Genomic DNA, 25,461 nt, shown 5'->3' on the forward strand with positions numbered 1-25,461 from the left:
ATGAGCACGGTTTTGGTCACAGGCGGATCGGGATTCATCGGCGTGCATACGATTCTGCAGCTGCTCGCCGACGGGCACGCGGTGCGAACGACGGTGCGCAATCCGGGTCGCAGCAACGACGTGATCGCGATGCTGCGCGAGGGTGGCGCGCTGGCGCCCGACCAGGTCGGCTTCGTCACCGCCGACCTGCTGCGCGACGATGGCTGGCGCGAGGCGGCCACCGGGTGCGACTACGTGCTGCATGTCGCATCACCGCTCGGCGCCTATGTGCCCGAGGACGAGAATGAGCTGATCGTCCCGGCGCGGGAAGGCACGCTGCGGGTGTTGCGCGCCGCGCGTGACGCAGGCGTCAAGCGCGTGGTCGTGACGTCGTCGTTCGCGGCAATCGGCTACGGCCATCCGCCTCAGGCGGCGCCGTTCAACGAGACCGTGTGGTCCAATCTCGATGGCGAGGGCGTGCAGGCCTATCCGAAATCCAAGACGCTGGCCGAGCGCGCCGCCTGGGATTTCGTGGGGCGCGAAGGCAATGGCCTCGAGCTTGCCGTGGTCAACCCCACCGCGGTGTTCGGCCCGGCGCTCGGTGCCGATTTCTCCGAGTCGATCGGCATCATCAAGGCGCTGCTCGACGGCGCGATGCCGGTGGTGCCGCGGATCCATTTCGGGCTCGTCGACGTGCGCGATGTCGCCGACCTGCATCTGCGCGCCATGATGTCGCCCGAGGCCCGCGGTGAGCGCTTCCTGGCGGTCGCCGGCGAGACCATGTCGATCCTCGGGGTCGCCCGGGTGCTGCGCGCAAAGCTCGGCAGCAAGGCGCGGCGCGTGCCGCGGTTCCAGGCGCCGGACTGGATGATGCGGCTCGCCGCACGGCGCAACCCGATGGCCCGTGCCGCGCTGCCGCTGCTCGGCAAGGTGCGCCGCGCGACCAGCGCCAAGGCGCAGCACCTGCTCGGCTGGCGCCCGCGCGGCAATGAGGAGATGATCGTCGCGACCGCCGAGAGCCTGATCCGGCTCGGCCTCGTCAAGGCCTGACGGCGGCTCCCGTGCAGCGTGCTTGCCAGACGCGTCGGCGAGTGCTGAATTGCAGCGAGCAGACGGAGGCGCCACCGCGCCGCCGAGAACACCAGGGAGGCTGCGCAGATGGATCGGGTCCTCGCGGCCGCAAAGGCGATTGCCAGCGCGCGCCGCAGCCGGGCGCCGCTCAAGGCGCTTCCGAAGGACGTGGTGCCGCGCGACGAGGCCGAAGGCTATCAGGTGCAGTACGCGCTGCACGCTCTGATGCAGCCACACGTCGGCAGCCTCGTCGGCTACAAGATCGGCTGCACCAGCGCGGTGATGCAGGAATATATCAACATCCCGCACCCCTGCGTCGGTGGCGTGTTCGAGAAGGTCGTGCATGACAGTGGCGTGCGGCTGCCGGCGGCCGAGTTCGTCCATGTCGGCGTCGAGTGCGAGATCGCGGTGCGGCTCGCCCGCAATCTCGCTCCCAGCGAGGCGCCGTTTACCGCCGAATGGGTCGCGGAAGCGATCGATGCCTACTATCCCGCGATCGAGATCGTCGACGACCGCTACGTCAAATGGGAGACATTGGGCGCGCCGACGCTGATTGCCGACGACTTCTTCGCCGCCGGTTGTGTGCTCGGGGAGGAGGTGCCGCGCATCACCGTGCCCGATCTGCGCGCGGTCGCGGGACGCGCGATCGTCAACGGCAAGGAAGAAGGCCGCGGCACCGGCGCCGACGTGCTCGGGCATCCCCACAACGCGCTCGCCTGGCTCGCCAATCATCTCGCCACTGAGGGCCGTGGCCTGCATGCCGGCCAGATCGTGCTGACCGGCAGCCTGGTCAAGACGGTGTGGCTGAACGCGGGCGACACGGTCGTGATGGAGCTCGACGGTCTCGGCAACGTGGAAGCGGCGTTTACGTGAGGTGACGTTGTGCGAGCCTGCCTCCACATAAGGACGTCGTCCCTGCGAAAGCAGGGCCCCATAACCACAAATGCTGATTGTTGCGCGGCGCGGGAGCGACGAGCGCGGTTCGCGACAGCCGCTGCGGGGTATGGGTCCCTGCTTTCGCAGGGACGACACCGAGTGTGCAGCGCGACCTTGCGACCTTGACCTGACTTTACTGAATTCACCTGACTTTCAAGTCGTCGGCCGCTTGGCGTCTGTGACGAGCTCGACCTTGCCGTCGGTCAGCCGATAGACCGCGCCGACCACCCTGAGCTTGCCCTGATCGACCGCGGCGCTAAGGATCGGCGTCGCCGATTTCAGCTTCGCGACGTTGTCGATGACGTTCTGCCTGATGGCGTTGGCGAGCCGGTCGCCTCCCTTGCCCTCGGTCGCCTTCACCGCCGGTGCGATCGCATTGACCAGCGAGGGCAGATGGCCGGGCAGGGTGGTGTTGTCCTTCAGCGACTTGATGGCGGCGTCGACCGCCCCACAACTGTCGTGGCCGAGCACCATGAATAGCGGCACGTTCAGCACGGCCGATGCATATTCAAGGCTCGCGATGGTCTCGTCGCTGGCGAAATTGCCGGCGATGCGGCAGACGAACAGATCGCCGCGGCCGGTGTCGAAGGCGTATTCCGGTGCGATGCGGGAGTCCGCGCAACTCAGGATGCCGGCGAACGGATTCTGTCCGCCGGCCAGCGCCTCGCGCTCGTGCTTGAAATCATGCCGCCGCGAGACGCCTTCGACATAGCGGAGATTGCCCTTCACCAGCCGCTCCAGCGCCGCGTCCGGCGCCAGCACATTCTGCGGCTTCGGCGGCGATTTGGTTTCCTTGGCGGAAACCGGCGGTGCAAGGGCGAGACTGGCTGCGGTGCAGGCCGCGGCAGCGAGGAAGCGGCGCCGGGAGGTCTGGGTGGGAGCTGTGATTTCGCAAAGCTGGCACATCAAAAATCTCCGTAAAATTATCCGGGAATAGCAATCGCGTCCGTGCAAAGGTTGTAGATCATGCGCAGTGCCACCGCAACGACACGGTTTCATGCTCGGTCCCTGCTCCCATGTGCAATTGCGCACTAGGCAGGGATGACGGTGAGGACGAGTCGCAATTCAAGATGTCAAACAGCGCGGTGTGATGACCCGCTAAAGCGAAAGCGGGTGATCCAGTATTGCAGAGACGGCTGTGCTTGATCCGAGAGGCCGCGGCGTACTGGATCGCCCGGTCCCGTCTTCGCCAAGGCTTCGACGAGGCCACGCATCCTTGGCGCGCCGAAGCTTCAGCGGAGGCGGCGAGCCGGGTGATAACAGAGCGGATTCCACACACACGATCGTCGTCCTGGCGAATGCCCATAGGCGCTAAGATAGTTTGATCATAGTCTGATAGTGGCGCTTATGTCTGGGTGGCTCGCGTAGATGTCGCCGGAGAGCGTGACTGGCTCTGCAGAGTAGAGCGATTGCGGGCTGTGGAATGATCGCTTGCCGTAGCGAAGCTACGAGCTGGCGCAGCAGACGCCACGTCACTGGGTGGGTCAGGCGGCGTCGGCCAAGCGGGGAGAGTCTTCGAGTTCGTCGACGAGCGGCTCGAGCAATAGAATGATCAGCAGATGAGCGAGGATATGGGGTCTGGCGGACCGCTCGTCGGTTCCGGGAGGTCCCTTCAGGCCAATCAGGCTTTTCAGCCGCTTGAAGCCGAGCTCAATGCGCCATCGCAGCCGATAGAGGGCGAGGATATCTGCAGTCGTGAAGTCCTCTGGCCTGAGTGAGGTCACCAGGATCACCCAATCTGCGGCGTCAAGTGTTTGCCTGGAGAGCTGATGACCTCCCTTTTGTGCAGTCCGGCGCGCCTTGCGTCGCGCAGCCGCAGCAGCTTGCGCCGGCTTCTTCGCGGCAACCAGACGCACTGCGAGCGGCGGCGCACCTGACTTGCGCTTTATCCAAATCGGCCGATCGATCAGGCCACGCGCCGAGGCGTTGCGCAGTTCGGCAGTGAGGTCAACAAGATTACCTTCGGCATCGAGCCAGCGCGCGCTCTTCCAGCCGGCCCGGATCACGAAGTCCGCATCGGCATCGACGAGATGCGCCATGCGCTCCGGTTGCAGATAGGCGCGATCGGCAAGACGGATCTCACCGGCAACCGCCGGTATCCGATCCAGCGTCTCGCCCGCTCGCTGATCGGTCAGTTCGAAGTGACCAAAGCGCTCCTGCGGAAGATCGAACGCGCTATGGATACGCCACACTGCGTTCTTGTTCCTGCCGCTCGTCCCAGCCTTGGGGACCGTCGTGGCGTCAACAATACGGATCAGACGACCGCGGCTCGCCTTCGGCGCCGCGGCGGCAAGCGCCTGCTCGACCAAGATTGCCAGCCAATCTCCGCACTGACGTAAGCGATACAACAGAGCCACGTTGGAGATATCGACAAGCCCAACCGACGTGGCCCATGCCGCCGTCAACCGCAGCCCTTTCTCACCAAGGCAATAAGCCAAGATCAGGCGCAGCAAGTCGACCGCATTGCTGATCTCCCGCGGACGGACAAACGCCTTCGTCTTGCGCGCGCTAATGTTCAGAGCCTCGGCTCCGCCAAGTCGGGCGACAACGCGCGCCCAATCTTTGTTCACAAGCGATTCGTGTGCCATTCCATCTTGGAATCACAAGCGAATCCAAGGCGCAAATCCTATTTTAGCGCCTATGGGCGAATGCCAGGACCCACCACCGCACCTGATGATGAACGGGATCGTGGCCCCAGCATCGCGCAACAACTCTCATTTGGGGTAATGGGTCCTGGCTTTCGCCAGGACGACATTGAATGTGTTGCGCGCGTTGTGAGTCAAACTTCCGCGTTCTCGCGACATGATTTGCCCGAGCTTTGCTCTTCGTTCCGCCCGGATTTGCCCGACGGGCCGATCGCCGCCACCGGATAACCTGCGGGTTATGAAAGGCGCGGGCGGTCTTGTTGTGCCATCGAGCCGGAAAGCCTCAGGTGGAGCGGCCGCTGTCGAGCCGCCGAAGTTTGCGGTTGACTTATCCATAGCTGGATGGTTATACGTTAATCCATAACCAATGGGTTATTGATCGCAAATGCCAGACGCTCACGACATCCTGTTTCGAACCCTCGCAGACCCGACCCGCCGGGCCATCTTCGAGCGCCTGTGCCGCGAGGGCGAGCAGACCGTCGGCGCGCTGACGGCCCGCGCCAGGATCTCGCAGCCGGCGGTGTCGAAGCATCTCGGCGTGCTGAAGCAGGCCGGGCTGGTGCGCGACCGCCATGAAGGCAGGCAGACCCATTACAGCGCGCAACTCGGCGCGCTGGCGCCGCTGATCGACTGGACCAGCCAGATGGCGGGCTTCTGGCAGAACCGGTTCGACCACCTCGAAGATCTCCTCAAAAGGATGGACCAATGAACAAGACCACCGCTGAAACGCGTTCCGCGATCGTCGAGCGTGAATTTCCTCATCCGCCGGAAAAGCTCTGGCGCGCGCTGACCCAACCGCATCTGATGGAGGAGTGGCTGATGAAGAACGACTTCAAGCCCGAGGTCGGGCACAGCTTCAACCTGCGCGGCGAGTGGGGCGGCGTGCTGGACTGCAAGGTGCTCGCTGTGGAGCCGCACAGGACGCTGTCCTACACCTGGAATTTCGTGCATGCGGATGCCGCCTACAATCTCGAGAGCGTTGTGGTCTTCACGCTGACGCCGACGGCGACCGGCACCCATCTGCGCGTCGAGCAGTCCGGCTTCCAGCCGCATCAGAAGCAGGCCTATGGCGGCGCTCATGCCGGATGGAAGCAGTTCCTCGAGAATCTCGATCAGCTGATGGCGCGGCAAGGTTGACGGCCTCTCTCTCTCGTCATTGCGAGCCAACGGGTCGGCGCATAGCGCCGCCCGATGACAGGCTCCGCGAAGCAATCCATCGTGCCGCATACACGGATAGATGGATTGCTTCGTCGCTTCAGCGCAAAATTGCTCTGCAATTTTGTCGGGAGCTCCTCGCAATGACGCTGGATCATTCACTCACCAACAGGAGGTCACATTGAACTGGAACAACTGGATCCGGCAATCGCACCGCTGGCTCTCGATCGCCTTCACGGTCGCCGTCATCATCAACATCGTCGCCATGGTCCTGCAGCAGCAGGCGGTCTGGATCGGCTTGCTAGCGCTGTTCCCGCTGATCTTCATGCTGCTCAGCGGCCTTTATCTGTTCGCGTTGCCATATCTGTCGCCGCGGCGTCAGCATGGGGGATCGACGTCCGCGTCCCAAGTGTGATTGTATGACGTGACGACTTGACGTGACGACTTGGGGCGGATGAGGCGCGAGAGACAGCAATGACGGCATCGGAACGTATCGACCAGATGATCGAGGACCTCACCGACTGGCGCGGCAAGACGCTCGCCAGCCTGCGCAAGAGCATCCTCGCCGCCGATCCTGAGATCATCGAGGAGTGGAAGTGGATGGGCAGCCCGGTGTGGTCGCGCGACGGCATCATTGCGGTCGGCAACGCCCACAAGGGCAAGGTCAAGCTGACCTTCATGTATGGCGCGCAGCTGCCCGACCCCGACAAGCTGTTCAACACCGGCTTCGAGGGCAATGCGCGGCGCGCGATCGATCTGTTCGAGGGCGACAAGATCAACGCCCCTGCGCTGAAGACGCTCATTCGTGCTGCGATCGAACTCAACCAGGCCAAATCCAGGAAATCTGCGAAGAAGCCGGCAAAGAAGGCCGCGGGTACCCGCGCGACCGCAAAGAAGAAGGCGTGAGCTGCGCCGCCATGGTGCTCGCGATCCATCCGCGATGATCAAGACCAGGCTCGCCACATTGTCCGATGCGGACGCCATCTCCGCGCTGTTGACGGCCAACAACGGGGAGCACGGTGGCATGCTGCTCGGGCAATGGCCGCGCGACGTGATCGAGACGCGCATTGCAAGCGGGCAATCGATCGTCGTCGCGACCGACGATGAGGGCAGACTGCTCGGCGCGCTCCTGACGTCGGAGAAGGGATATGGCGAGGCGCCGCCGGTGCAGGCCATGCTGAAGGCCTGGCCGGGGCGGGCAGATGCGTATGTTTATGGTCCGGTTTGCGTCTCGCGGGACGCGCGCGGCCTTGGCGTGCTGGATGCGTTGTACGCGAAGCTTCAGGCGACGTTCCCCGGCCGCGAGGCGATCCTGTTCATCAGGGAAGACAACCCGCGTTCGCTCAAGGCGCATCTGCGGCTCGGCATGCGCGAGGTCGCGCGATACGACTTCGGCGGCAAGGTCTTCATTGTCCTGAGCGACAGGCCCGACGCGTGAATGCGGCCGTCGCGCTCCCGCGCAGGCAAGCTAGGCCGAGATGTCGACCGCCTGGCCGGCCTTGCCGGCGTTCTTCTGGAACGCCTGCTCGATCAGCTCCTTGATCTTCTGCTCGACCGCGGCGCGCTGATCCGGCGTCATGTTCTTGAGATCTTCTTCCGACATGCCCATGCTTTTGAGGATGTTCGCGCGCATCCGGTCCATCGGGCTCATCTGCGCATATTTGAGAAACTCCTGCTCGACGGTGTCGCCGAGCGAGCTGCCGCCGGTGGCGTCGGCGGTCAGCGGTTTCTTCAATGTGCCAGTCGTCATGCTGGCGGTGACCCGATCCAAGGGCCGAGATCGACGTCATCTGCGCGCGCAGTCCCCATTGCAATGCTGCAATCGTGGAGCAAATGGCGTGCCATCCGTTGCAGCCGTGATTTCAACGGGATCGCGACGCTGCCACGCGCGCACGACGCGCAGCCGGCAGCTTCTGCCGGGCGAAGTTTGCCGGTTGCGGCCTTCAGGCTATGGTATGCACGATCACTGGACCCGCAACCCGGTTGCGGCCGTTATGCCTTGGTATGCACGATCACCGGACCCGCAACCCGGTTGCGGCCGTTATGCCTTGGTATGCACGATCACTGGACCCGCAACCGCGGTGGCCTGGCCGACCAGCAATGGGCCGAGATTGTCATCGATCCAGGCCAGCGCGCGGCGGTTGGCCTCTTCGGCGCCGGCATGGTTGTTGAAGACGCTGATCGCGGTGACGGTATCGTCGCCGGCATAGACCACGTAATAGGCCATGAAGCCTTCAACGTCGCTGATGATCGGGATTGCGCCTTCCTTGATCCGGCGCGCGAGTTCCTCGGCGCTACCGGTCTTCGCCTTGGCGTGACGGATGGCGGCATACATGCGTTCCTCCTTCCGGCTGCATCGATCGGGCTGCGCTTCGCGCATGCGCGATCGTACGCCGGACCGGGTGGCGACGCCATCGGGATTGCGGACGGATTAGCTGAAACGCCTGCTCACGACCGTCGTGCGCCGGCCCGGGAGCTTCGGCAGCCTCGCCACATCCGCGCGCGTAGTCGTGGTCCTTGGGCCGGGGGCGGGCTCCGGCTCCTGTTGCTGCAGAAACAGCGTGGCTTCGAACAGCACGCCGGGGGCCTGCTTGGCCGTGCCCGAGCACACCGCCCGGTTGCCGTTGAACGAGCCGGTCAGCTGCGCCTCGACCTCGTCACATCCGAACACGGTGGTGAACGGGCCGTCGGCATAGCGATGCGTCGTCAGCGTCGCCGTGAAGCGGTCCTGATCGAGCTGGTAGGTGCCGCCATAAATGAACATGGCGTCACCGCCCGAGATCCTGCCATTTGCAAGCTGGACTATTCCGGTGCCTTCGCCCCGCGGCGTCCGGAACCACGCCGCATATCGTCCGTCTCTTTGCATGACCGTCATACAAACAGAAAACCCTGCGTTGTCGTCTCCCTACGTTGCAAGCGCCGGGACTTCTACTGTGCGCTGCTGCGAGGGTTAACGAACCGACAAGGCGATGGCGCGACTTTCGTGAAGCGGTATCGGACTGCGCGCGGCGACCGCGCCGGCGCACGCCACCGGTCACAAAAAGCCACGGCCCTCGCCAGGGGAGCTAGCGAGGGCCGTGTTGGTACACCGCGCCGCGCCTAGGTTCGCGACGAGATGTGGGAGCTCGTAAAAGTCCTACTCAGGCATGATCCGTTTCCGAAAACCGGTTTCCACTCTTCGGGATCATGCCGTCAGAAGGGCAGCAGCACGTCGAGAACCTGCTGGCCGTAGCGCGGCTGTTGCACGTCGGTGATCTGGCCGCGGCCGCCATAGGCGATGCGGGCCTGCGCGATCTTCGAGGAATCGATGGTGTTGTCGCTCTGGATGTCCTCCGGGCGCACGATGCCGGCCACGATCAGCTCGCGGATTTCGAAGTTGACGCGAATCTCCTGCTTGCCTTCGACCACGAGGTTGCCGTTCGGCAGCACCTGGGTGACGACCGCGGCGACGTTGGTCTGCAACGCTTCCTGGCGGTTCACCGAGCCCTTGCCGTCGCTGGAGGCCGTGGAGTCGGCGGTCAGGATGCGGCCGGGCAGGATCTTGTTCGGCTGCGTGATGGTCTGCGAGCCCAGGAAGTTGGTGACGCCCGAATCCTCGGAGTTGGTACGGCTGCGCTGGGTCTCGTTGGCGATCGCGGCCTTGTCAGTGAAGTTCACCGTGATGGTCAGGATGTCGCCGACGCGCGCGGCGCGCTGGTCCTTGAAGAAGGCGCGGGAGCCGCTGCGCCACAGCGAGTTCGGACTGTAGGAGGCGACCTCGGGCTTCGGCATCGGCATCTGCACCGGCTTGTAGCCGGGCTGGGTGGTCGGATTGTCGATCGACGACAGCTTCGGCTGCTCGCCGATCTGGGAGAGACGGTCGATCGACGAGCAACCGCTGGCGATCGTTCCGAGCGCGAGCAGCGCACCGGTCAGGACGAGGCGGTTGATGCGGTACTGGGACATGAACTTTACTCGGCGTTTGGTGCGACTGAACTCAGCTTGACGGAAGCGGAATTGGATTCGGTGGCGTCGGCGGTCGGCGCCGGGCGCGGGGGCGCGACCGAGATCGAGACCTCGCCGCGGCCGGTGACGACGCCGGAAACGGCGCGCTTGGACTGCAGATTCATCACGCTGACGGTGTCGCCCTCGGCGCCGCCATCCATCGCCTTGCCGCGGATCGTCAGGTAGAGGCCGGCAGTGCGATAGATCAGCGTGACATTCTGGTCGCGGGTGACGAGATCGGGCTTCGCGAGGTCGGCGACGCGCAGCGCCTGGCCGGGGCGGAGCTGGCGGCGGACCTGCATGCCGACGGCGCTGTCGCGCACCGCCGCGTCGTTGCCGATTTCGGCTTTCGGACGGCGTTCGACGATCACGTCGGAGGCCTTCAACACGTCGCCGCGCTCGACATTGCGCGTCAGCACGGCGGCCTCGATAGTTTCGATCGCGGTTCCGGTGAAGCGCAGCTTCGACGGCGCGGCGCCGGCGTCGTTGCCGATCTCGAAGGTCAGGTCGAAACGCGTCGAGCGCGGGTCGTAGCGCACGGCGATCGGCTGCATCGCGCCGGTATTGGTGGCCTCGAGGCGGATGTCGCCGGGATCGCGGTCGAAGGTCAGCGCGATGTTGCCGGCCCTGCCGAGCCCGTGGCGGCCCTCCAGCGCGCGCGACACCTGCTGCTCGATCTCCTTGCTGTCGATGGTGCGTGCCAGCCGGGTGACGGTGATCTCCTTCAGCTCGCGGGTATCGACGCCGATCACCTGGTGCGAGCGCAACACGTTCAGCACCTGCGCGACCGGCAGCGTGCCTGTCGTGCCGAGGTCCGGAGCGCGGTAGACCGCGACGCTGCCGGCGCTGCCGGCGTTGTCGATGAGGTCGCCGACCCGCACGATGTCGTCGGCGACCGTGATGCTGGCGCGCAGCGTCGGCACCGCGATGGTCTCGCGGCGGCTTTGCGCGGCGGACGGTGCCACGGTGACGGCGAGGAGCGCGGCTGCGATCAGGAGTGAGCGGGCGATCATCGACATCATCCTCAGCGGAACAGGTTGGAGGTCGACTGCATCATCTGGTCGGCGGCGGAGACCACCTTCGAGTTCATCTCATAGGCGCGCTGTGCGGCGATCAGGTCGGAGATTTCCGAGACCACCTCGACATTGGCCTGTTCGAGGTTGCTCTGCTGCATGTCGCCATAGCCGTCGGTGTTGGCGGTGCCGTCCTGCGGCTGGCCGGAGGCCGGCGTTTCCTGGAACAGATTGTCGCCGATCGGCATCAGGCCGGCCTTGTTGATGAATCGGGTCAGGCCGATCTGGCCGATGTTGGTCGATGCGGTCTGGCCCGGCAGCGTCACCGAGACCTGGCCTTGCGCATTGATGGTGAGGCCGGATGCGTTCTGCGGGATCGTGATCGTCGGCTGCAGCAAATTGCCCTGCGCGTTGACGATGCGGCCCTGATTGTCCATCTGGAACGAGCCGTCGCGGGTGTAGGTGAAGGTGCCGTCCGGCATCAGGATCTTGAAGAAGCCTTCACCGCGGATCGCGATGTCGAGATCGTTGCCGGTCGGCGACAGCGTGCCCTGGGTCATCATGCGCGGCGTGCCGACGGTCTTGACGCCGCCGCCGAGGTCGATGCCCATCGGTATGATGGTGTTCTGATCGGAGGCCTGCGCGCCGACCCGGCGCACATGATCGTAGATCAGGTCCTGGAACGCGGCGCGCTGCTTCTTGTAGCCGGTGGTGCGCAGGTTCGCGATGTTGTTGGAGATCACCTGAACGCTGAGTTCCTGTGCCGCCATTCCGGTCGCAGCTGTATAAAGTGCGCGCATCGGTCAATCCCCCCGATCAGTTCGGCACGTCGGCGAGTTTCTCGATCGCCGATTTGTGCAGGTCGCTCTGCTGCTGCAGCAGCGAGGCGATTTGGGTGTAGGTCCGCGTGATCTCGATCATGCGGCTCATCTCGACGACGGAATTGACGTTCGACTTCTCGATGAAGCCCTGGCGGATCTGGGCCTTGGTGTCCGGCAGCGCCTGCGTGCCTTCGCCCGGCGCGTAGAGGTTGGAGCCTTCCTTCAGCAGGCGCTGGGCCTGCGCGAACGAGACGAGGCGCAGCTTGCCGCGGATCGAGTCGAGGCGGGAGGTGCCCTCGAGCACGGTGATGTTGCCGTCGGCGGCGATCGAGACGTCGTGGTCGGTCTGCTGGAAGGTGATCGGGCCGGCGGTGCCGAGCACCTGATAGCCCGAGGCGGTGACCAGCTGGCCGCGATTGTTGATCTGCAGGCTGCCTTCGCGGGTATAGCGCTCGCCACCCGGCGTCTGCACCACCAGGAAGGCATTGCCGTCGATCGCGACGTCGAGCGGGTTCTTGGTCTCTTCGGTCGGACCCTGCGAGAAATCGTGGAAGGTCGCGCGGTCCTGCACGAAGGAGACGCGGCGGTCGGAGGAGGCGAAATTGTCCTCATGTGCGTTCGAGGACAGATATTCCTGGAACAGCGACCGGTCGGCCTTGTAGCCGTTGGTGTTCATGTTCGCGATGTTGTTGGAGACGACATCCATCTGCCGTTCCAGCACCATCTGCTTCGATAGGCCGACCAGAAGCGTATTCTGCATCGGTGGTTCTCCCCTGTGAGGTGATCCGAATGCAGGTTCTCCCAAACCTTCACGCCGGACCGTCGGTAACCATTGGGTTCTCCCAAACCCGCGGGTTACGCCGTCCTCTCAGCGAAAGCCGTGCCAACTTAGAATATTCAAATATTTGAATGACTTAGGTGTTTGTCTGGAGGCCCGGTAGGGCGGCAGAAAGGTCTTGTTGACCATGTTTGCCCGGCAGTTTTTTCCTAGTGGAAGGTAAATCCTAAGCTTCCGTTAACCATTATGACCCCAGTGTTGCCGGCATTGGGGCGCGTGTGCGCCGGCGGCATTTGTATCGCGTCTTCAGGCCAAGGCTGGGGCAAATCGCGTTCGCATCCTTCAGAGTGAAGCGGGCGGACGATGGCGGACGAGGAAAAGACGGACAGCGGCGAGGGCGCGGCCGCTCCGAAGAAGGGCAAGCTCAAGCTGATCATTGCCGTCGTCGGCTTCCTGGTCGTGCTCGGCGCGGGCGCCGGCGGCTGGTTCTTCTTCATGCGCGGCCACGGCGAGGAGCAGCACGCCGAAGCGCCGCCGCCGAAGCCGCCGAGCTTCGTCGACGTGCCGGACATGCTGGTCAATCTGGTCGGCGCGCCCGGCGAGCGCGTGCAATATCTCAAGCTGAAGCTCGTGCTCGAGGTCAAGGAAGAGAAACAGGTCGAGGCGATCAAGCCGGCGCTGCCGCGCGTCACCGACCTGTTCCAGACCTACATGCGCGAGCTGCGCCCGAGCGACCTCAACGGCTCGGCCGGCCTGTTCCGCCTCAAGGAAGAGCTGACCAAGCGCGTCAATCTCGCGCTGGCACCCAACCAGGTCAACGCGGTGCTGTTCAAGGAAGTCGTGATCCAGTGACGGGGTGGATGTAAAGCCATGGCCGGCAACGACCAGATGGACCAGGACGCCATTGCGGCGCAGTGGGAAGCCTCGCTCGATTCCGAGGATCCCGCGGCGGCCGCGGCGGAAGCGGCCAAGAACGAGCTCACCGAAAACATGGCGCTGCAATGGGCCGCCATGGTCGAGGACGGCAGCCGCGACTTCGGCAGCAAGAGCACCAATGGCGAGCGCGTGCTGTCGCAGGAGGAGATCGACAATCTCCTCGGCTTTACGGTCGGCGATGTCAGCCTCGACGACCATTCCGGCATTCGCGCCATCATCGATTCCGCGATGGTGTCCTACGAGCGTCTGCCGATGCTCGAAATCGTGTTCGACCGCCTGGTGCGGTTGATGACGACCAGCTTGCGCAATTTCACCTCCGACAACGTCGAGGTCTCGCTCGACCGCATCACCTCGGTGCGCTTCGGCGACTACATGAACTCGATCCCGCTGCCGGCGGTGCTCTCGGTGTTCAAGGCGGAGGAGTGGGAGAACTTCGGGCTCGCTACCGTCGATTCCAGCCTGATCTATTCGATGATCGACGTGCTGCTCGGCGGCCGCCGCGGCCAGACCCAGCTGCGCATCGAGGGCCGGCCCTACACCACGATCGAGACTAACCTCGTCAAGCGCCTGGTCGAGGTGGTGCTGTCGGATGCCGAGCAGGCGTTCCGGCCGCTGTCGCCGGTGACCTTCACGATCGACCGGCTCGAGACCAACCCGCGCTTTGCCGCGATCAGCCGCCCGGCCAATGCCGCGATCCTGGTGCGTCTGCGCATCGACATGGAAGACCGCGGCGGCAATGTCGAATTGCTGCTGCCCTACGCCACCATCGAACCGATCCGCAACGTGCTGTTGCAGATGTTCATGGGCGAAAAATTCGGTCGCGACCCGATCTGGGAAGGCCATTTCGCCACCGAAGTGGCGCAGGCCGAGATCTCGGTCGACGCGGTGCTCTATGAGGCCGATATCCCGCTGAAGGAGCTGATGAAGCTCAAGGTCGGCGACACCCTGCCGCTGGATATCCGCTCCGACGCGCTGGTCTCGGTGCGCTGCGGCAATGTCACCCTGACGGAAGGGCGCATGGGCCGGGTCGGCGACCGTGTCGCGATCCGCGTCACCAAGAATTTGCGTAAACCCCAAACCACCTTCGCGATGTTCGAGAAGGCGGACGAGCGGACCAAGATGATGGAGGCACCATGAGTCATGTGCTTGGACTAGCAATCGAGAGTCTGGTAGCCGTGCTGCTGATGCTGACGATCGGCTATTGCTGGCTGCTCAACAAGCGGCTGCAGCGGCTGAAGGCCGACGAACATTCGCTGAAGGCGACGATCGCCGAACTGATCACCGCGACCGAGATCGCCGAGCGGGCGATCGGCGGGTTGAAGCACGCGGTGCGCGACGTCAACGAGAACCTCGGCAATCAGCTCGATGCGGCGACGCAGATGTCGGCGCTGCTGAAGAACCAGCTGGCGGAGGGTGACCACGTGGTGCGCCGCCTGTCCAAGATCGCGATGGCCGCGCGGCCGTCCGAGCCCGCGCAGGCACCGGCGCAAGCAGCCGCGCCAGTGGCGCCGGCGCCCAGGGGCTCGGCCGCGCACGCGGTTGCCGCGGCGGCTGAAGCCTTCACCGAGCGCAGGAGGGCCGGCGGTCTCGCTGCATGAAGTTGCTTCGTGACATCAGAGTGATGCCCGTGGTGCTGGTCGCGATCTTCGGCCTGATGGTGCTGAAGGTCGCCGGCCTCGTGCTCGATGGCGGTTACGTGTTCGCCGACGATACGCCGCCGGCCGGCCCGGCTGGCCCATCTTGGGCGCAACAGAATTTCAACTTCCCCGGCGCCGGCAAGGCGGTGGTGGACAGCAAGATCAAGGCCGATCCCGGCGACATCACGGGATCGGTCGAGCACAAGGACGCCAAGAAGGACGAGGCGCCGAAGCCGGCCGCACCGGCCGCGGAGCCGTCCAAGCCCGATGGCGTCGTCGTCAACCTGGATGCGCCGCCGCAAGTGTCGGCATCCGAGCGCGCGATCCTGGAGCGGCTGCAGGCGCGCCGCCAGGAGCTCGAGACGCGTGCGCGCGAGGTCGAGATCCGCGAAAGCCTGCTGAAGGCCGCCGAGAAGCGCATCGAGGCCAAGGTCGAGGAGGCCAAGGCCAATGATGCCAAGACGAATGCCGATGCCGCGGCAAAGGCGGAAGCCGATGCCGCGCGCTTCAAGGGCATCGTCACCATGTACGAGAACATGAAGCCGAAGGACGCCGCGAAGGTGTTCGATCGCCTGGAAATGAATGTGCTCTACCAGATCGCCTCGCAGATCCAGCCGCGCAAGATGTCCGACATCCTCGGCCTGATGCAGCCGGAAGCCGCCGAACGGCTCACGGTCGAACTCGCCCGCCGTGCCGGCGGCGACAAGTCGGCCTCGACCGACGATCTTCCCAAGATCGAAGGCAAGATGCTCACGCCGAAGACGAATTGATGGGAGCTATCGGAAAGTCCGCCAATTGGCGGTGGCCTGGTCAGCCGTAAGCCAGATCCGACTTGACGCCGGGTTGCCTGCATCGCATCCAGATCATCGCGATGAGGGTCGCGCACATGAACGGACCGACGGGCACGAGCGCGACCGGGTAGGTAAACCCCGCCAGGACAAGCACGCCGAACCCGATCCGTAGTTCGGAGCGATTCGAGAGAAGCGCGCCATGTTCGGCCATGGGCGCGTTCATGAGAAAGATGAGCGCGAGAGCCAGTACCGCCGTATCGTAGATCGCGAAGTAGGGAGAGACGAGCAGGGTCGCGACGAGCAGGCTCGCGGCCTTGACGGCGAAGCTGACGTTGCGGCGCCATATGATCAGCGTCCACGTCGCGGCTGCCGCAGCGACCGCGACGTGCAGTGCCATGGCCGATCCATAGCCAAAACCGGCAAACCGAAGCACGCCGTAGACGCTCTGCAGTTTGTACCAGGCCAGCGTGCCGGTGAGATGGAACTGCGTCGTTGCGAAGACGGTGGCCTCACGGAACCCCTCAAAAGTGTCCCAGCCGAAGGTAAGCCCGGTAAGCAGCAAGAGCACCGGTGTCACCAAACTGGCTGTGATGAAGACGGTCCAGCGTCCAGTAGCTATCAAAACGAGGGGAAGCAGGACGCCATATTGCGGCTTGAAGATCAGCAGCGCGATCAGGAAGCCGCTGACGATCGGACGCCGGTCCAGCGTCAGCAGAATCGCGCCGAGCAGCGATGCCGCCAGCAGGGAGCTTTGTCCGACGATGAAATCGTACAGGACGGCTGGCACGGCGAATGCCAGCAGCAGTACGGCGAAGCGCGGCCGGATGGCGGAAACAACGAGCGCCCAGCACAGCAGCTTTGCGGTGCTCCAGATCCAGAACGCGGTCGGAAACGGCAGCAGTGCCAGCAGTGTCGCCGCAAAGAGAAAAAACGGCGGGTAGAAAAACGGTATCGGCACCTCGTAAACGGGGAACGGAGCGTCGTTCAAGCTGGGATGTATTTGAATGATCGCTTGCCGCAACCGCGGCCAATCGTAGGCGGTGGCGGCATGGCCATCGAGAGCCATTTTCCCCGCGCTCCAAAAGCACGAAAAGTCGAGCCCGGTCGCGCCGGTACCGTCAACGGCTTTCGGTAACACGCAGTACAGGGTAAAGCCCAACACGATGAGGCAGGCAATGGCCAATGCACGGTCGTATCCGCTGCGCTCCGCACGGGCGCGCACCATTCCAAATCCGTTCATGAAACTGCCAGAAACTAAGAATTGCTTGAAATGCAAGCGGTTGTATACCGCAACTGGCGGTGGCGCAAGCGAGTGGCCGATCTCCCTGCGGCGTTGGGTTAATCGCTGGAAGTTCCGCGGATGCCCGGTGGATCGAGGTTAATCCTCTCGTGCAAAGGCCGAAGCCGGCGCCGTCCGGAGGCGCTGCAGCGCCATGTGCCGGCTGGCAGACGCGGATGTTCGCCTCCTCCGATGGTGTGGGCTCGACGAGGTCTCCGCGAAGCCAAACGCCTATCGACGCCGAGAAGTGTACGCCGGTTATGGTAGCCTTAAACGGTAGCGTTAAGTTGCAACCGATTTGTCATTCTGGAATTGAAGTCGCTATGTCTCAAGGTGGTGTTTTGGGAATTGCCAATGCTGAAAGACATGCCATGGCTCACCGCGCCGCGCGCCCGATTATACGTGAGTGGCATCGCAATTGTGCTGGTGCTGACCCTTGCGAGGTCGCTTTTGCTGTTTTACCGCGATGGCGGCTATGGCGCGAATAACTTTCTGCTCGGCTCGGACTTTTTGACCTTCTGGGCCGCGTCGCTCCAGGTGTTGGCCGGGCATCCCGCCGAGGTTTATGTGCCCGAATTGCATCTGCTCGCGGAAGCTCCATACCTGCGAGAGGGCTACGAGGCGTTCTTCTATCCGCCGACGATGCTGCTTTTGTGCGTGCCGCTCGCGCTCGCGCCGTATTTCGCCTCGCTGTTCGTGTTCATTGGTATGACGGCGGCGTCGTTCGCCGCGGTGATCTGGCGTATCTTGCGAACGCCTTGGTGCCTGGTCGCGATCCTTGCCTATGCGCCGGTCTATCTTAATGCCGTGGCGGGGCAGAACGCCTTTCTGACGGCATCGATCCTTGGGTGCGGTCTCAACATCATGGACCGGAGGCCGAAGCTCGCGGGCGCGATCCTCGGGCTGATGGTGATCAAGCCGCATTTGGCGCTGGCCGTGCCGATCGCCCTGATCGTCACAGGTCGCTGGCGCACGCTGATCTGGGCAGGCCTGTCGTCGATTTCGCTCGTCGTGCTGTCCGCGCTGCTGTTCGGCCTCGATACATGGCTCAACTTCCTCGACGTCTCTCACTCGGCCCGTCAGGCTCTGGAGAACGGCGACGTCGAGTTTTCATTGCTGCAGAGCGTGTACGCGACAGCGCGCCTGCTCGGCGCCGGCGTCAACACGGCCTTTATCATTCACGGCCTCGTGGCGCTGGGCATGACGTGTGTGCTGGTCTGGATGTTGCGTCAGAAGATCAGTGCTGCGACTGAACGCTCGATCATCGTGCTCACCTGCCTCCTGATTACGCCGTTCTGCCTGTTCTACGACATGCTCATCATGGCGCTGCCGCTGGCCTGGATGCTCAGCGAATGGTTGAGGGTCGGCTTTCCGGCCTGGTCGAAAATGGTCCTTGGCGTGACGTTTCTCGCGCCGATGGTCTTCTACCTACCTGTCCTCTATCAGCTGTCGGTCGTGAAGCCGCTGCCTTTTGGTTCTCCGGTCATCATCCTGTTCTGCTGGTTGCTGGTCCGGGAGAGCATGCAGACGCGGCAAGCGGCGCATGGCGAGCGAGAGGTCGCGACGGTCTGAGTTCGGAGCACCTCACGCGGACCTCCGTAACATCGCCATTGGCGCGGGAGCAAGGGCGCAGAACAACGCTGGCGGCGCCAAGGCCATTGCAACCGAGCCATCGCGGACATTGCCAAAGTGCTTGATGCGGGTCTAGCATTGGCGTGAGGAAGACCGGCGTGACTTCGCTGTTTTGGAGCCTTCCGCGATTGCGATCGCATGGACCGCCGCTTGAGTTGATTGATTGAATGCTCTTGTGCCGGGCGCGAAGCTGCGCCCGATCAGAAATTGAATTTTTCATCACCAAGAAATTTCGAGGAAACCGATATGCGTAGCCTGTTCATGATGCTTGTCGTCATCGCCACCACCAATCTGGCATGGGCCCAATTCGAACTCGTCAAGCGGGGCGATTACCTTGTCAACGGCATTCTGGCTTGCGGCAATTGCCACACGCCCAAGGGACCGAACGGCGATGTTTTGGAGAAGGCGTTCTCGGGCGGAGGATACTGGGACGAGCCGCCGTTCACAGTGCATGCCGCCAACATCACGCCAGACAAGGAAACAGGCATCGGAAACTGGAGCGATGCCGATATCAAGAAACTGCTGCGGACCGGGCAGACCCCAAAGGGTGTGCATACCGCGATGGTCATGCCGACCAGCTTCTATCACATCCTGACGGAAAATGATCTCGACGCGGTCGTCGCGTATTTGCGTACGGTCACGCCGGTCCACAACAAGGTGCCCGATCCGATCTACAAGGTGCCTCAAGTCGAGAACGTTCCGCCGGGCGGCGAGAACCCATTCGCCGAACCGATGATGAGCGACAAGGTGCAGAAGGGATTCTATCTTGTCACGATCGCGCATTGCATGGCGTGCCATACGCCGATTGGACCGAGGGGACGAGAATACAAGAGCAGTCTTGGCGCGGGTGGCGTCAAATTCTCCGGGCCGTGGGGTATCTCGGTCTCACGCAACATCACGCAGAACAAGACCAATGGGATCGGCACATGGAGCGACGACGAGATCAAGCGTGCGATCACCGACGGTGTCAGCCGCGATGGCAGCCGTCTCGGTCGACCGATGGGATACCACTACTACGCCCGGATCAGTTCCGATGACCTCGATGCCATCGTGGCGTATTTGCGCACGGTACCCGGCAGCGCGGAGTAAGGCTCGTTGCAAGGCCAAATCCTGTCCGGTCACAGCCGCGCAGCGGGCCCCTGGCTGACTCCAATTCTGCGAGGATAGCGCGCACCGCTATCTGCGCAGCTAGGCGGCGCTCGGAACAAGCTTCAGCTTCAAACCGAGCGCTTTTGTCGCCTTGTTCAGGGTTTCAATAGTCGGATTGCCGCCGGGCCGGAATGACTTGTAGATCACTTCGCGGCTCAAGCCAGTTTCGCGCGAAAACTGCGATACGCCGCGAGCTCTGGCGATGTCGCCGATAGCTGTCGCGATGAACGAGGGATCGTCCTCTTCCAGCGCCGCTTCGAGATAGGCGATCTGCTGCTCTAGCGTCTTCAGATGATCCTTGATGTCGAACTTGGTCGTCTTGAGCGGCATCTCAAATCTCCTTCACCATCGTCTGGGCCGCCTTGACGTCCTTGCTTTGGGTTCGCTTGTCGCCACCGCAGAGCAGGAGCACGATGGTTTTGCCTCGACGCGTGAAATATACCCGGTAGCCGGGGCCGTAATCGATCCGCATCTCGCTCACGCCTTCGCCCACCGATTTCACATCGCCTGGATTTCCGAGTTCGAGACGCCGGATGCGTGCGCCGATCCGGGCGACCGCTTTTATGTCGGCTAGCGAGTTGAGCCAGTGCGCAAAAGCGTCGGTCTGAACGACCTGGATCAGGTGTATTATCATACACAACGCGGTCGATTTGTCAACTATAGTACACAGTCATTCCGTGGCAGGGGCCGGTCCGAAACAATCCGTTGACGTTAACAGCTCCTTAACGCCGCCCGATCCAAGATCGGGAAGCGTGGGCGAGGGCGCTTCGCGCTTGGTATGGCTGGGGTCCCGAGAAAACGTTTCGAGATGGCGCGAACGGCTGCCGCTGGAACATGGTCGCTAGGCCGCGCCTGGGCGCGGACCGCGCGTCTGTGCCTGCTTGCCACCGCCCTTGCGCTTACAACCCTTACCTATCCGACTGCGGCGCGGGCCGAAGACGCGGTGCCAGGTGAGGCGACATTCTCTGCCGCGAACGGCTATGCCCGGCTGGTGCTGAAGCTGAAGGAGGATGTCGAGTCGGAGGTCACGACCGCCGGCTCGATCATCGTGATCCGCTTCAAACGTCCGGTCGATATCCCCGTCGAGAAACTGCAGGATGCGGTGCCCGATTATGTCGGCGCCGCGCGCCGCGATCCCGACGGCTCGGCGATCCGTCTGTCGCTGGCGCGCCGCGTCTCCATCAACACCATGACCGCCGGCGAGCGCATCTTCATCGACTTCCTGCCCGACAGCTGGACCGGCCCGCCGCCGTCGCTGCCGCAGGAGGTGATCCGCGAGCTTGCCGAGCGCGCCCGCGCCGCCGAGCGCCTGCTGCGCATGCAGCGTGCCGCCGACGCCGCCAAGAAGAAGCCGCCGGTGCGGGTTCGCGCGCTGGTGCAACCCACCTTCGTCCGTTTCGTGTTCGAGGTGCCCGACGGGGTCAGTGTCTCCTCGGTGCTGAACGAGCAGAAGTTGACACTGTCCTTCAACTCGGTCCTGACCTTCGACCTTGCCGATGCCAAGGTCGCCGCCCCACCGAATGTCGCGTCGATCAGCGCGCGCGCCGACACGGACACGTCGGCAGTCGACGTGTCGCTGATGGGCGATGTCGACGTGCATTCGTTCCGCGACGAGAAGAACTACATCGTCGACGTCGCCTTCCAGCAGAACGAGCAGCAGGCGGCAAAGCCCTCGCTGAGCTCAATGTTGCCGACGCCGCGCGCCAAACCGAAAGGCGCCGCGGCGATCGCGCCGGTGACGTCGGAAAGCATCGCCCAGCAGGCCAAGATCGAGATCAAGCCTGAACAGTCCAAAACCGAACCGCCGAAGTCCGAGCCTGCCAAGTCCGAACCGCTGCGCTCCGAGCCGCTCAAGCCGGAGCAAGCCACGAGCGAGCAACCGGCGGCCGCGCCCGCCAAAACGGAGCAGCCCCGATCGGAACCGTCCGATCCCGAGCTGCCGAAAATCGCGGCGGCACCTGCGGCCAACGCCGAGAACGCTGCTGCGCCGACCCCGCCGCACGACGGTGGTGCCGGCTCTGCGGCGGAACAGAACACGGCGCCCGTGACCGACGCACCACGGCCGGTGCCTGCTGTCGCCGCCGCGCCGGCGATGGAAGCGCCGGAGGCGGCTGCGGCGCCATCGCCGCCCGCTGCGGAGGCCCGTGCCGGCGGCAAGCCCGCGGTCGAGGCCCAGCGCGACAGCGGCGGCCTGCGCGTGACGTTCTCATTCCCCGGCGCGACGCCGGCGGCGCTGTTCCGCCGCGCCGACACGGTTTGGATGGTGTTCGACACGGCTGAGGCAATCGACGTCGATCCGGTCCGCGCCAAGGCCGGCTCGCTGATATCAGATGTCAGCCGGATCGCGCTGGAGAAAGGCCAGGCGGTGCGCTTCCGCCTCAACCGGCCGCAGATGCCGTCGCTCGAAAGCGACGACCGCTCGCGCGGCGTGAGCTGGACGCTGACCTTTGCCGACCGCGTGCAGAAGCCGCCATTGCCGCTCACCGTGGTGCGCAACATCTCGGAGCCCTCGCTCGCCAATGTCAGCGTACCGCTCGCCAATCCCGGCCAGCTGCACAGACTGGTCGATCCCGACGCCGGCGATACGCTCTGGGTGGTGACCGCGCCGCCGCCGACCCGCGGCATCATCAAGCGGCAGGATTTCGTCGAGCTCTCGCTGCTGGAATCGATCCACGGCGTCGTGGTTCATCCGAACGCGGACGACGTCAAGGCCGAGGTCGGCGCCGACAAGGTGATGCTGGGCCGGCCGGGCGGCCTGACGCTGTCATCGGCCGACGTCGCCGCCGAGCGCGCGACCGCGGCGGTGAAGCCGTTGTTCGATCCGGACGAGTGGCGCAAGAACCAGTCAGACACGTTCCTCAAGCAGCTCGACGGCCTGATTGCGGCGACCGCGTCGGCCAATGCCGAGCAGCTGCCGCAGGCGCGGCTCGATCTCGCCGACTTCTACATGGCGCGCGGCATGTACCAGGAAGCCCATGGTGTCGCCAATCTGATCCTGTCCGAGAGCAAGCGCGGCAGCGAGACGGCGTCGGTGGTGATGGTGCACGCGGTCGCCAGCATCCTGATCGGCCACCCGGCGCAGGGCCTCAAGGATCTCGCCAATCCCGTGATCGGCAACGGCTACGATTCCCAATTGTGGAAGGGGCTCGCCTTCGCCCGCGAGGGCAAATGGGCCGAGGCGCGCGAGAAGTTCAAAAACGCCGAATTCGCGGTGGCGACGCTGCCGCCCGATTTGCAGCGCATCGTCACCATGGACTCGATGAAGGCCTCGCTCGAGGTCAAGGACTATGCCGGCGCCGCGCGGCGCAAGAGCGATCTCGACGTAGTCGGCGTTCCCGGCGAACTGAAGCCCGCGGTTGCGGTGCTGCGCGGCCGGCTGGCCGAGGCGCTCGGCCAGGAGAAGGATGCGCTCGACGCCTATCGCTTCGCCGCCAATTCGGCCGATCGCCAGGCTGCCGCCGAAGGCAGGTTGCTGGAGACGCTGCTCAAGCAGAAGCGCGGCGAGATCGGCCGCGACGATGTGCTGAAGGAGCTCGAGCTGCTGTCGATGCTGTGGCGCGGCGACAATATCGAGCTGAAGACGCTGTATGTGCTGTCGAAGATCTACGCCGAGACGGCGCGCTATGCCGACGCCTTCGCGGTGACGCGTGCGGCGACCCGGCTGCAGCCGAATGCGCCGGAATCGCGCCAGGCGCAGGATGGCGCCTCGGCCTTGTTCGTGCAGCTCTACCTCGGCCCCAGGGGCGACGAGATGTCGCCGATCGATGCGCTCGGCACCTTCTACGAATATCGCGAACTGACGCCGATCGGCCGCCGCGGCGACGAGATGATCCGCCGTCTCGCCGACCGCCTGGTCGGCGTCGATCTGCTCGACCAGGCCGCCGACCTCCTGCAATACCAGGTCGACAAGCGGCTTGAAGGCGCGGCCCGCGCCCAGGTCGCGGCGCGCCTTGCGATGGTCTATCTGATGAACCGCAAGCCCGACCGCGCCATTGCCGCGCTGCGCTCGACGCGGATCGCGGATCTCTCCGGCGAGCTGCGCCAGCAGCGGCTGCTGCTCGAGGCGCGCGCGCAGAGCGACGTTGGCCGGCACGATCTCGCGCTCGACATCATCTCGAACATCACCGGCCGCGAGGCAATCCGGCTGCGCTCCGACATCTATTGGGCGTCGCGGCGCTGGCGCGAGGCGTCCGAGCAGATCGAGCTCTATTATGGCGACCGCTGGCGCGACTTCACCCCGCTCAATCCGGGCGAGAAGGCCGATATCATCCGCGCCGTGGTCGGCTACGCGCTTGCCGAGGACGCCATCGGGCTGTCCCGGTTCCGCGAGAAATACGCGCCGCTGATGTCCGGCGATGCCGACAAGCTCGCCTTCGACTCGGCCAGCAAGCCGGTGGCGACGTCCAGCGCCGAATTCGCCCAGATCGCGCGAATGGCCGCCAGCGTCGACACGCTCGACGGCTTCATCCGCGAGATGAAGACCCGCTTCCCCGACGCCACCGCCCGCGCGCCATTGCCCGATCCGGTCGCGACCGGATCGGTGACTGACAAGCCAAAGGTCGCGCCGGTGAGCGCGCTGCCGGCGATCAAGGGCGAGCGCCGCGCCAGCGCGGCGCCGTAGCCGCGCTGGGTCTCACGGCCCGGCAGACACCCACGCGGTCGAAATAATCCCGGTGGCGTCGAGCGCGATCCGCCAATGCGAGGCGCCGTTGGCGTGCCGCACACTGTAGACATCCTCGCCCTGCGCGCCGACGCCGAGGAAGCGGGTGGCTTCGATCGCGCCGAGGTCGGCGAGGAAAGGCTGCAGGTGTGGCAATTGCTCGCGGGTCGCCGCGGCGAGCGCAGGGGTCATGTCCGCATAGTCGGGCTGTCCCGATGCGACCCCCTCGATCAGGCGGCGGACCGCAGCCTCGGTTCCTGGAGCCGGCGACTGTTTCTTCACACGCTCTGCGGTGCGATCCGCAATCTGTTTCGCACTTGCAGCGTCAATGCGCGGCATCGGCTTGTCGCCATTTTGATGCAGGATCAGTGACGTCGCCTGACCGTCAGCCGCGATGACAAAGCTGATCTGCGCGTCGACCTCCCTGGCGAAAAACTCGGTCTGGCTCTCCGCAAAGAACGGTACGGCACGCTGCCCGGTGAGCTGTACAGCCAAGTGGTGATCCTCGCGCATCACACTGAGGACGGCCTGCTCGCTGAGCTGGTAGAAGCCGGCATAGCGGTCGAGCACCGCCACAGCGACTGCGATCTCTTGCCGCATGACGTCCGGCGGCGATTGCTGAGCGGAAGGCAGCACATCGGCGGATCCGCCGGCGGCCCGTATCCGTGCCGCCAGCGTGTTCCAGTCGCGCTGGCCGAATAGTTTGGCGATCAGTTCCAGGCTGTCGCTGTGGGTGAGGGGGATCGATTTGGCGCCGAGCGCTTCGCGCAGCGTCTGAGCCATGGCCTTGGCATCACGAAAGTCGCGCATGGGATCAACCTTTGCATCGACGAACGGAAAGCGTCAGGGGCTTGCGTTGCTGACCCGTTCGTGCGGGCAAAGGAAGCCTGAAGCATGGCTTGATACCTTCACCGTCCCCGGGCGGGGTGCAAGCGGCGGGTGGTATCGACCCTGCCAAATGTTCGCCGGGGACGAGTATTTTGTCAATTGCAACT

At 64.2% G+C, this 25,461-nt stretch carries 27 protein-coding genes; 14 read left to right on the forward strand and 13 right to left on the reverse strand.

Going from position 1 to position 25,461, the window contains the following annotated elements; translation table 11 throughout:
* Together ACVIYL_RS26335 and ACVIYL_RS26340 are read left to right on the forward strand one after the other, a co-directional pair.
* A complete protein-coding gene (locus ACVIYL_RS26335; protein ID WP_456780224.1) occupies positions 1-1,029 on the forward strand; it encodes an SDR family oxidoreductase in 1,029 nt (342 codons plus the stop codon).
* 108 nt (positions 1,030-1,137) lie between these two features.
* Positions 1,138-1,923: a 2-keto-4-pentenoate hydratase gene (locus ACVIYL_RS26340; RefSeq protein ID WP_253607865.1), complete on the forward strand. Its 786-nt coding sequence runs from the start codon at positions 1,138-1,140 to the stop codon at positions 1,921-1,923.
* 216 nt (positions 1,924-2,139) lie between these two features.
* Here ACVIYL_RS26340 and ACVIYL_RS26345 read toward each other — a convergent pair whose 3' ends face one another.
* Complete coding sequence (locus tag ACVIYL_RS26345) at positions 2,140-2,892, reverse strand: carbonic anhydrase (RefSeq protein ID WP_253607866.1); 753 nt, start codon at positions 2,890-2,892, stop codon at positions 2,140-2,142.
* 578 nt (positions 2,893-3,470) lie between these two features.
* Entirely contained in the window at positions 3,471-4,556 is a 1,086-nt protein-coding gene (locus tag ACVIYL_RS26350) for an IS4 family transposase (RefSeq protein ID WP_253604643.1), read from the reverse strand.
* A gap of 460 nt (positions 4,557-5,016) precedes the next feature.
* Here ACVIYL_RS26350 and ACVIYL_RS26355 point away from each other — a divergent pair, with 460 nt between their 5' ends.
* From ACVIYL_RS26355 to ACVIYL_RS26375, 5 genes are all read left to right on the forward strand, one after another.
* Positions 5,017-5,340 carry an ArsR/SmtB family transcription factor gene (locus ACVIYL_RS26355; RefSeq protein ID WP_016846748.1) on the forward strand — a complete coding sequence of 108 codons (324 nt, stop codon included), beginning with the start codon at positions 5,017-5,019 and terminating at the stop codon, positions 5,338-5,340.
* Positions 5,337-5,768, forward strand: coding sequence for an SRPBCC family protein (locus ACVIYL_RS26360; RefSeq protein ID WP_057018633.1), 432 nt, complete (start codon positions 5,337-5,339; stop codon positions 5,766-5,768). Before ACVIYL_RS26355 ends, ACVIYL_RS26360 begins: the two co-directional genes overlap by 4 nt.
* A 199-nt stretch (positions 5,769-5,967) precedes the next feature.
* Positions 5,968-6,201 (forward strand): hypothetical protein, encoded by a 234-nt coding sequence (locus ACVIYL_RS26365; protein ID WP_076825666.1) that lies wholly within the window; start codon positions 5,968-5,970, stop codon positions 6,199-6,201.
* A gap of 59 nt (positions 6,202-6,260) precedes the next feature.
* Positions 6,261-6,692, forward strand: coding sequence for a DUF1801 domain-containing protein (locus ACVIYL_RS26370; RefSeq protein ID WP_253607867.1), 432 nt, complete (start codon positions 6,261-6,263; stop codon positions 6,690-6,692).
* A gap of 34 nt (positions 6,693-6,726) precedes the next feature.
* Positions 6,727-7,224: a GNAT family N-acetyltransferase gene (locus ACVIYL_RS26375; RefSeq protein ID WP_076825662.1), complete on the forward strand. Its 498-nt coding sequence runs from the start codon at positions 6,727-6,729 to the stop codon at positions 7,222-7,224.
* A gap of 30 nt (positions 7,225-7,254) precedes the next feature.
* On the opposite strand, the gene ACVIYL_RS26380 is transcribed toward ACVIYL_RS26375, so the two are convergent.
* The 7 genes from ACVIYL_RS26380 to flgF all read right to left on the reverse strand — a co-directional run bounded on the left by ACVIYL_RS26380 (position 7,255) and on the right by flgF (position 12,364).
* A complete protein-coding gene (locus tag ACVIYL_RS26380; protein WP_456780225.1) occupies positions 7,255-7,536 on the reverse strand; it encodes a hypothetical protein in 282 nt (93 codons plus the stop codon).
* Positions 7,537-7,827: 291 nt separating this feature from the next.
* Positions 7,828-8,121 (reverse strand): hypothetical protein, encoded by a 294-nt coding sequence (locus ACVIYL_RS26385; RefSeq protein ID WP_028337177.1) that lies wholly within the window; start codon positions 8,119-8,121, stop codon positions 7,828-7,830.
* A gap of 96 nt (positions 8,122-8,217) precedes the next feature.
* The gene (locus tag ACVIYL_RS26390) at positions 8,218-8,550 is read right to left on the reverse strand and encodes a hypothetical protein (protein ID WP_371852101.1); all 333 of its coding nucleotides are present in this window, start codon (positions 8,548-8,550) and stop codon (positions 8,218-8,220) included.
* A gap of 428 nt (positions 8,551-8,978) precedes the next feature.
* Entirely contained in the window at positions 8,979-9,731 is a 753-nt protein-coding gene (flgH, locus tag ACVIYL_RS26395; protein WP_028337175.1) for a flagellar basal body L-ring protein FlgH, read from the reverse strand.
* 5 nt (positions 9,732-9,736) lie between these two features.
* Positions 9,737-10,792 (reverse strand): flagellar basal body P-ring formation chaperone FlgA, encoded by a 1,056-nt coding sequence (gene flgA / locus ACVIYL_RS26400; protein ID WP_456780226.1) that lies wholly within the window; start codon positions 10,790-10,792, stop codon positions 9,737-9,739.
* A gap of 2 nt (positions 10,793-10,794) precedes the next feature.
* Positions 10,795-11,583, reverse strand: coding sequence for a flagellar basal-body rod protein FlgG (gene flgG, locus ACVIYL_RS26405; RefSeq protein WP_076825657.1), 789 nt, complete (start codon positions 11,581-11,583; stop codon positions 10,795-10,797).
* Positions 11,584-11,599: 16 nt separating this feature from the next.
* Positions 11,600-12,364, reverse strand: a complete 765-nt coding sequence (flgF, locus tag ACVIYL_RS26410) for a flagellar basal-body rod protein FlgF (RefSeq protein ID WP_016846737.1) — start codon at positions 12,362-12,364, stop codon at positions 11,600-11,602.
* Between the two features lie 381 nt (positions 12,365-12,745).
* On the opposite strand from flgF, the gene fliL reads away from it, so the two are divergent.
* Genes fliL through ACVIYL_RS26430 form a run of 4 tightly spaced genes read left to right on the forward strand, consistent with a single transcriptional unit; the run spans position 12,746 to position 15,725 of the window.
* Entirely contained in the window at positions 12,746-13,234 is a 489-nt protein-coding gene (gene fliL / locus ACVIYL_RS26415; RefSeq protein WP_057018626.1) for a flagellar basal body-associated protein FliL, read from the forward strand.
* Positions 13,235-13,252: 18 nt separating this feature from the next.
* Positions 13,253-14,455, forward strand: coding sequence for a flagellar motor switch protein FliM (fliM, locus tag ACVIYL_RS26420; protein WP_057018625.1), 1,203 nt, complete (start codon positions 13,253-13,255; stop codon positions 14,453-14,455).
* On the forward strand, positions 14,452-14,916 hold the full coding sequence (locus ACVIYL_RS26425) for a DUF6468 domain-containing protein (RefSeq protein WP_456780227.1): 465 nt from the start codon (positions 14,452-14,454) through the stop codon (positions 14,914-14,916). Before fliM ends, ACVIYL_RS26425 begins: the two co-directional genes overlap by 4 nt.
* The gene (locus tag ACVIYL_RS26430; RefSeq protein ID WP_057018623.1) at positions 14,913-15,725 is read left to right on the forward strand and encodes a MotE family protein; all 813 of its coding nucleotides are present in this window, start codon (positions 14,913-14,915) and stop codon (positions 15,723-15,725) included. The genes ACVIYL_RS26425 and ACVIYL_RS26430 overlap by 4 nt, the downstream gene beginning before the upstream one ends.
* A 40-nt stretch (positions 15,726-15,765) precedes the next feature.
* Here ACVIYL_RS26430 and ACVIYL_RS26435 read toward each other — a convergent pair whose 3' ends face one another.
* Positions 15,766-16,971, reverse strand: coding sequence for a glycosyltransferase family 87 protein (locus ACVIYL_RS26435; RefSeq protein WP_456780228.1), 1,206 nt, complete (start codon positions 16,969-16,971; stop codon positions 15,766-15,768).
* Positions 16,972-17,379: 408 nt separating this feature from the next.
* Between ACVIYL_RS26435 and ACVIYL_RS26440 the strand changes: the two genes are divergently transcribed.
* Both ACVIYL_RS26440 and ACVIYL_RS26445 read left to right on the forward strand, forming a co-directional pair.
* Positions 17,380-18,597 (forward strand): glycosyltransferase family 87 protein, encoded by a 1,218-nt coding sequence (locus ACVIYL_RS26440; RefSeq protein ID WP_316397389.1) that lies wholly within the window; start codon positions 17,380-17,382, stop codon positions 18,595-18,597.
* A gap of 306 nt (positions 18,598-18,903) precedes the next feature.
* A complete protein-coding gene (locus ACVIYL_RS26445; protein ID WP_456780229.1) occupies positions 18,904-19,746 on the forward strand; it encodes a c-type cytochrome in 843 nt (280 codons plus the stop codon).
* A 99-nt stretch (positions 19,747-19,845) separates the two neighbouring features.
* On the opposite strand, the gene ACVIYL_RS26450 is transcribed toward ACVIYL_RS26445, so the two are convergent.
* A complete protein-coding gene (locus ACVIYL_RS26450) occupies positions 19,846-20,136 on the reverse strand; it encodes an addiction module antidote protein (protein ID WP_028339801.1) in 291 nt (96 codons plus the stop codon).
* Position 20,137: 1 nt separating this feature from the next.
* On the reverse strand, positions 20,138-20,440 hold the full coding sequence (locus ACVIYL_RS26455) for a type II toxin-antitoxin system RelE/ParE family toxin (protein ID WP_456780230.1): 303 nt from the start codon (positions 20,438-20,440) through the stop codon (positions 20,138-20,140).
* 174 nt (positions 20,441-20,614) lie between these two features.
* On the opposite strand from ACVIYL_RS26455, the gene ACVIYL_RS26460 reads away from it, so the two are divergent.
* Positions 20,615-24,427: a tetratricopeptide repeat protein gene (locus ACVIYL_RS26460; protein WP_456780231.1), complete on the forward strand. Its 3,813-nt coding sequence runs from the start codon at positions 20,615-20,617 to the stop codon at positions 24,425-24,427.
* Positions 24,428-24,439: 12 nt separating this feature from the next.
* On the opposite strand, the gene ACVIYL_RS26465 is transcribed toward ACVIYL_RS26460, so the two are convergent.
* Entirely contained in the window at positions 24,440-25,276 is an 837-nt protein-coding gene (locus ACVIYL_RS26465; RefSeq protein ID WP_253607875.1) for a glyoxalase superfamily protein, read from the reverse strand.
* Positions 25,277-25,461 lie beyond the last annotated feature (185 nt).

The sequence above is a fragment of the Bradyrhizobium sp. USDA 3315 genome (assembly GCF_054056795.1).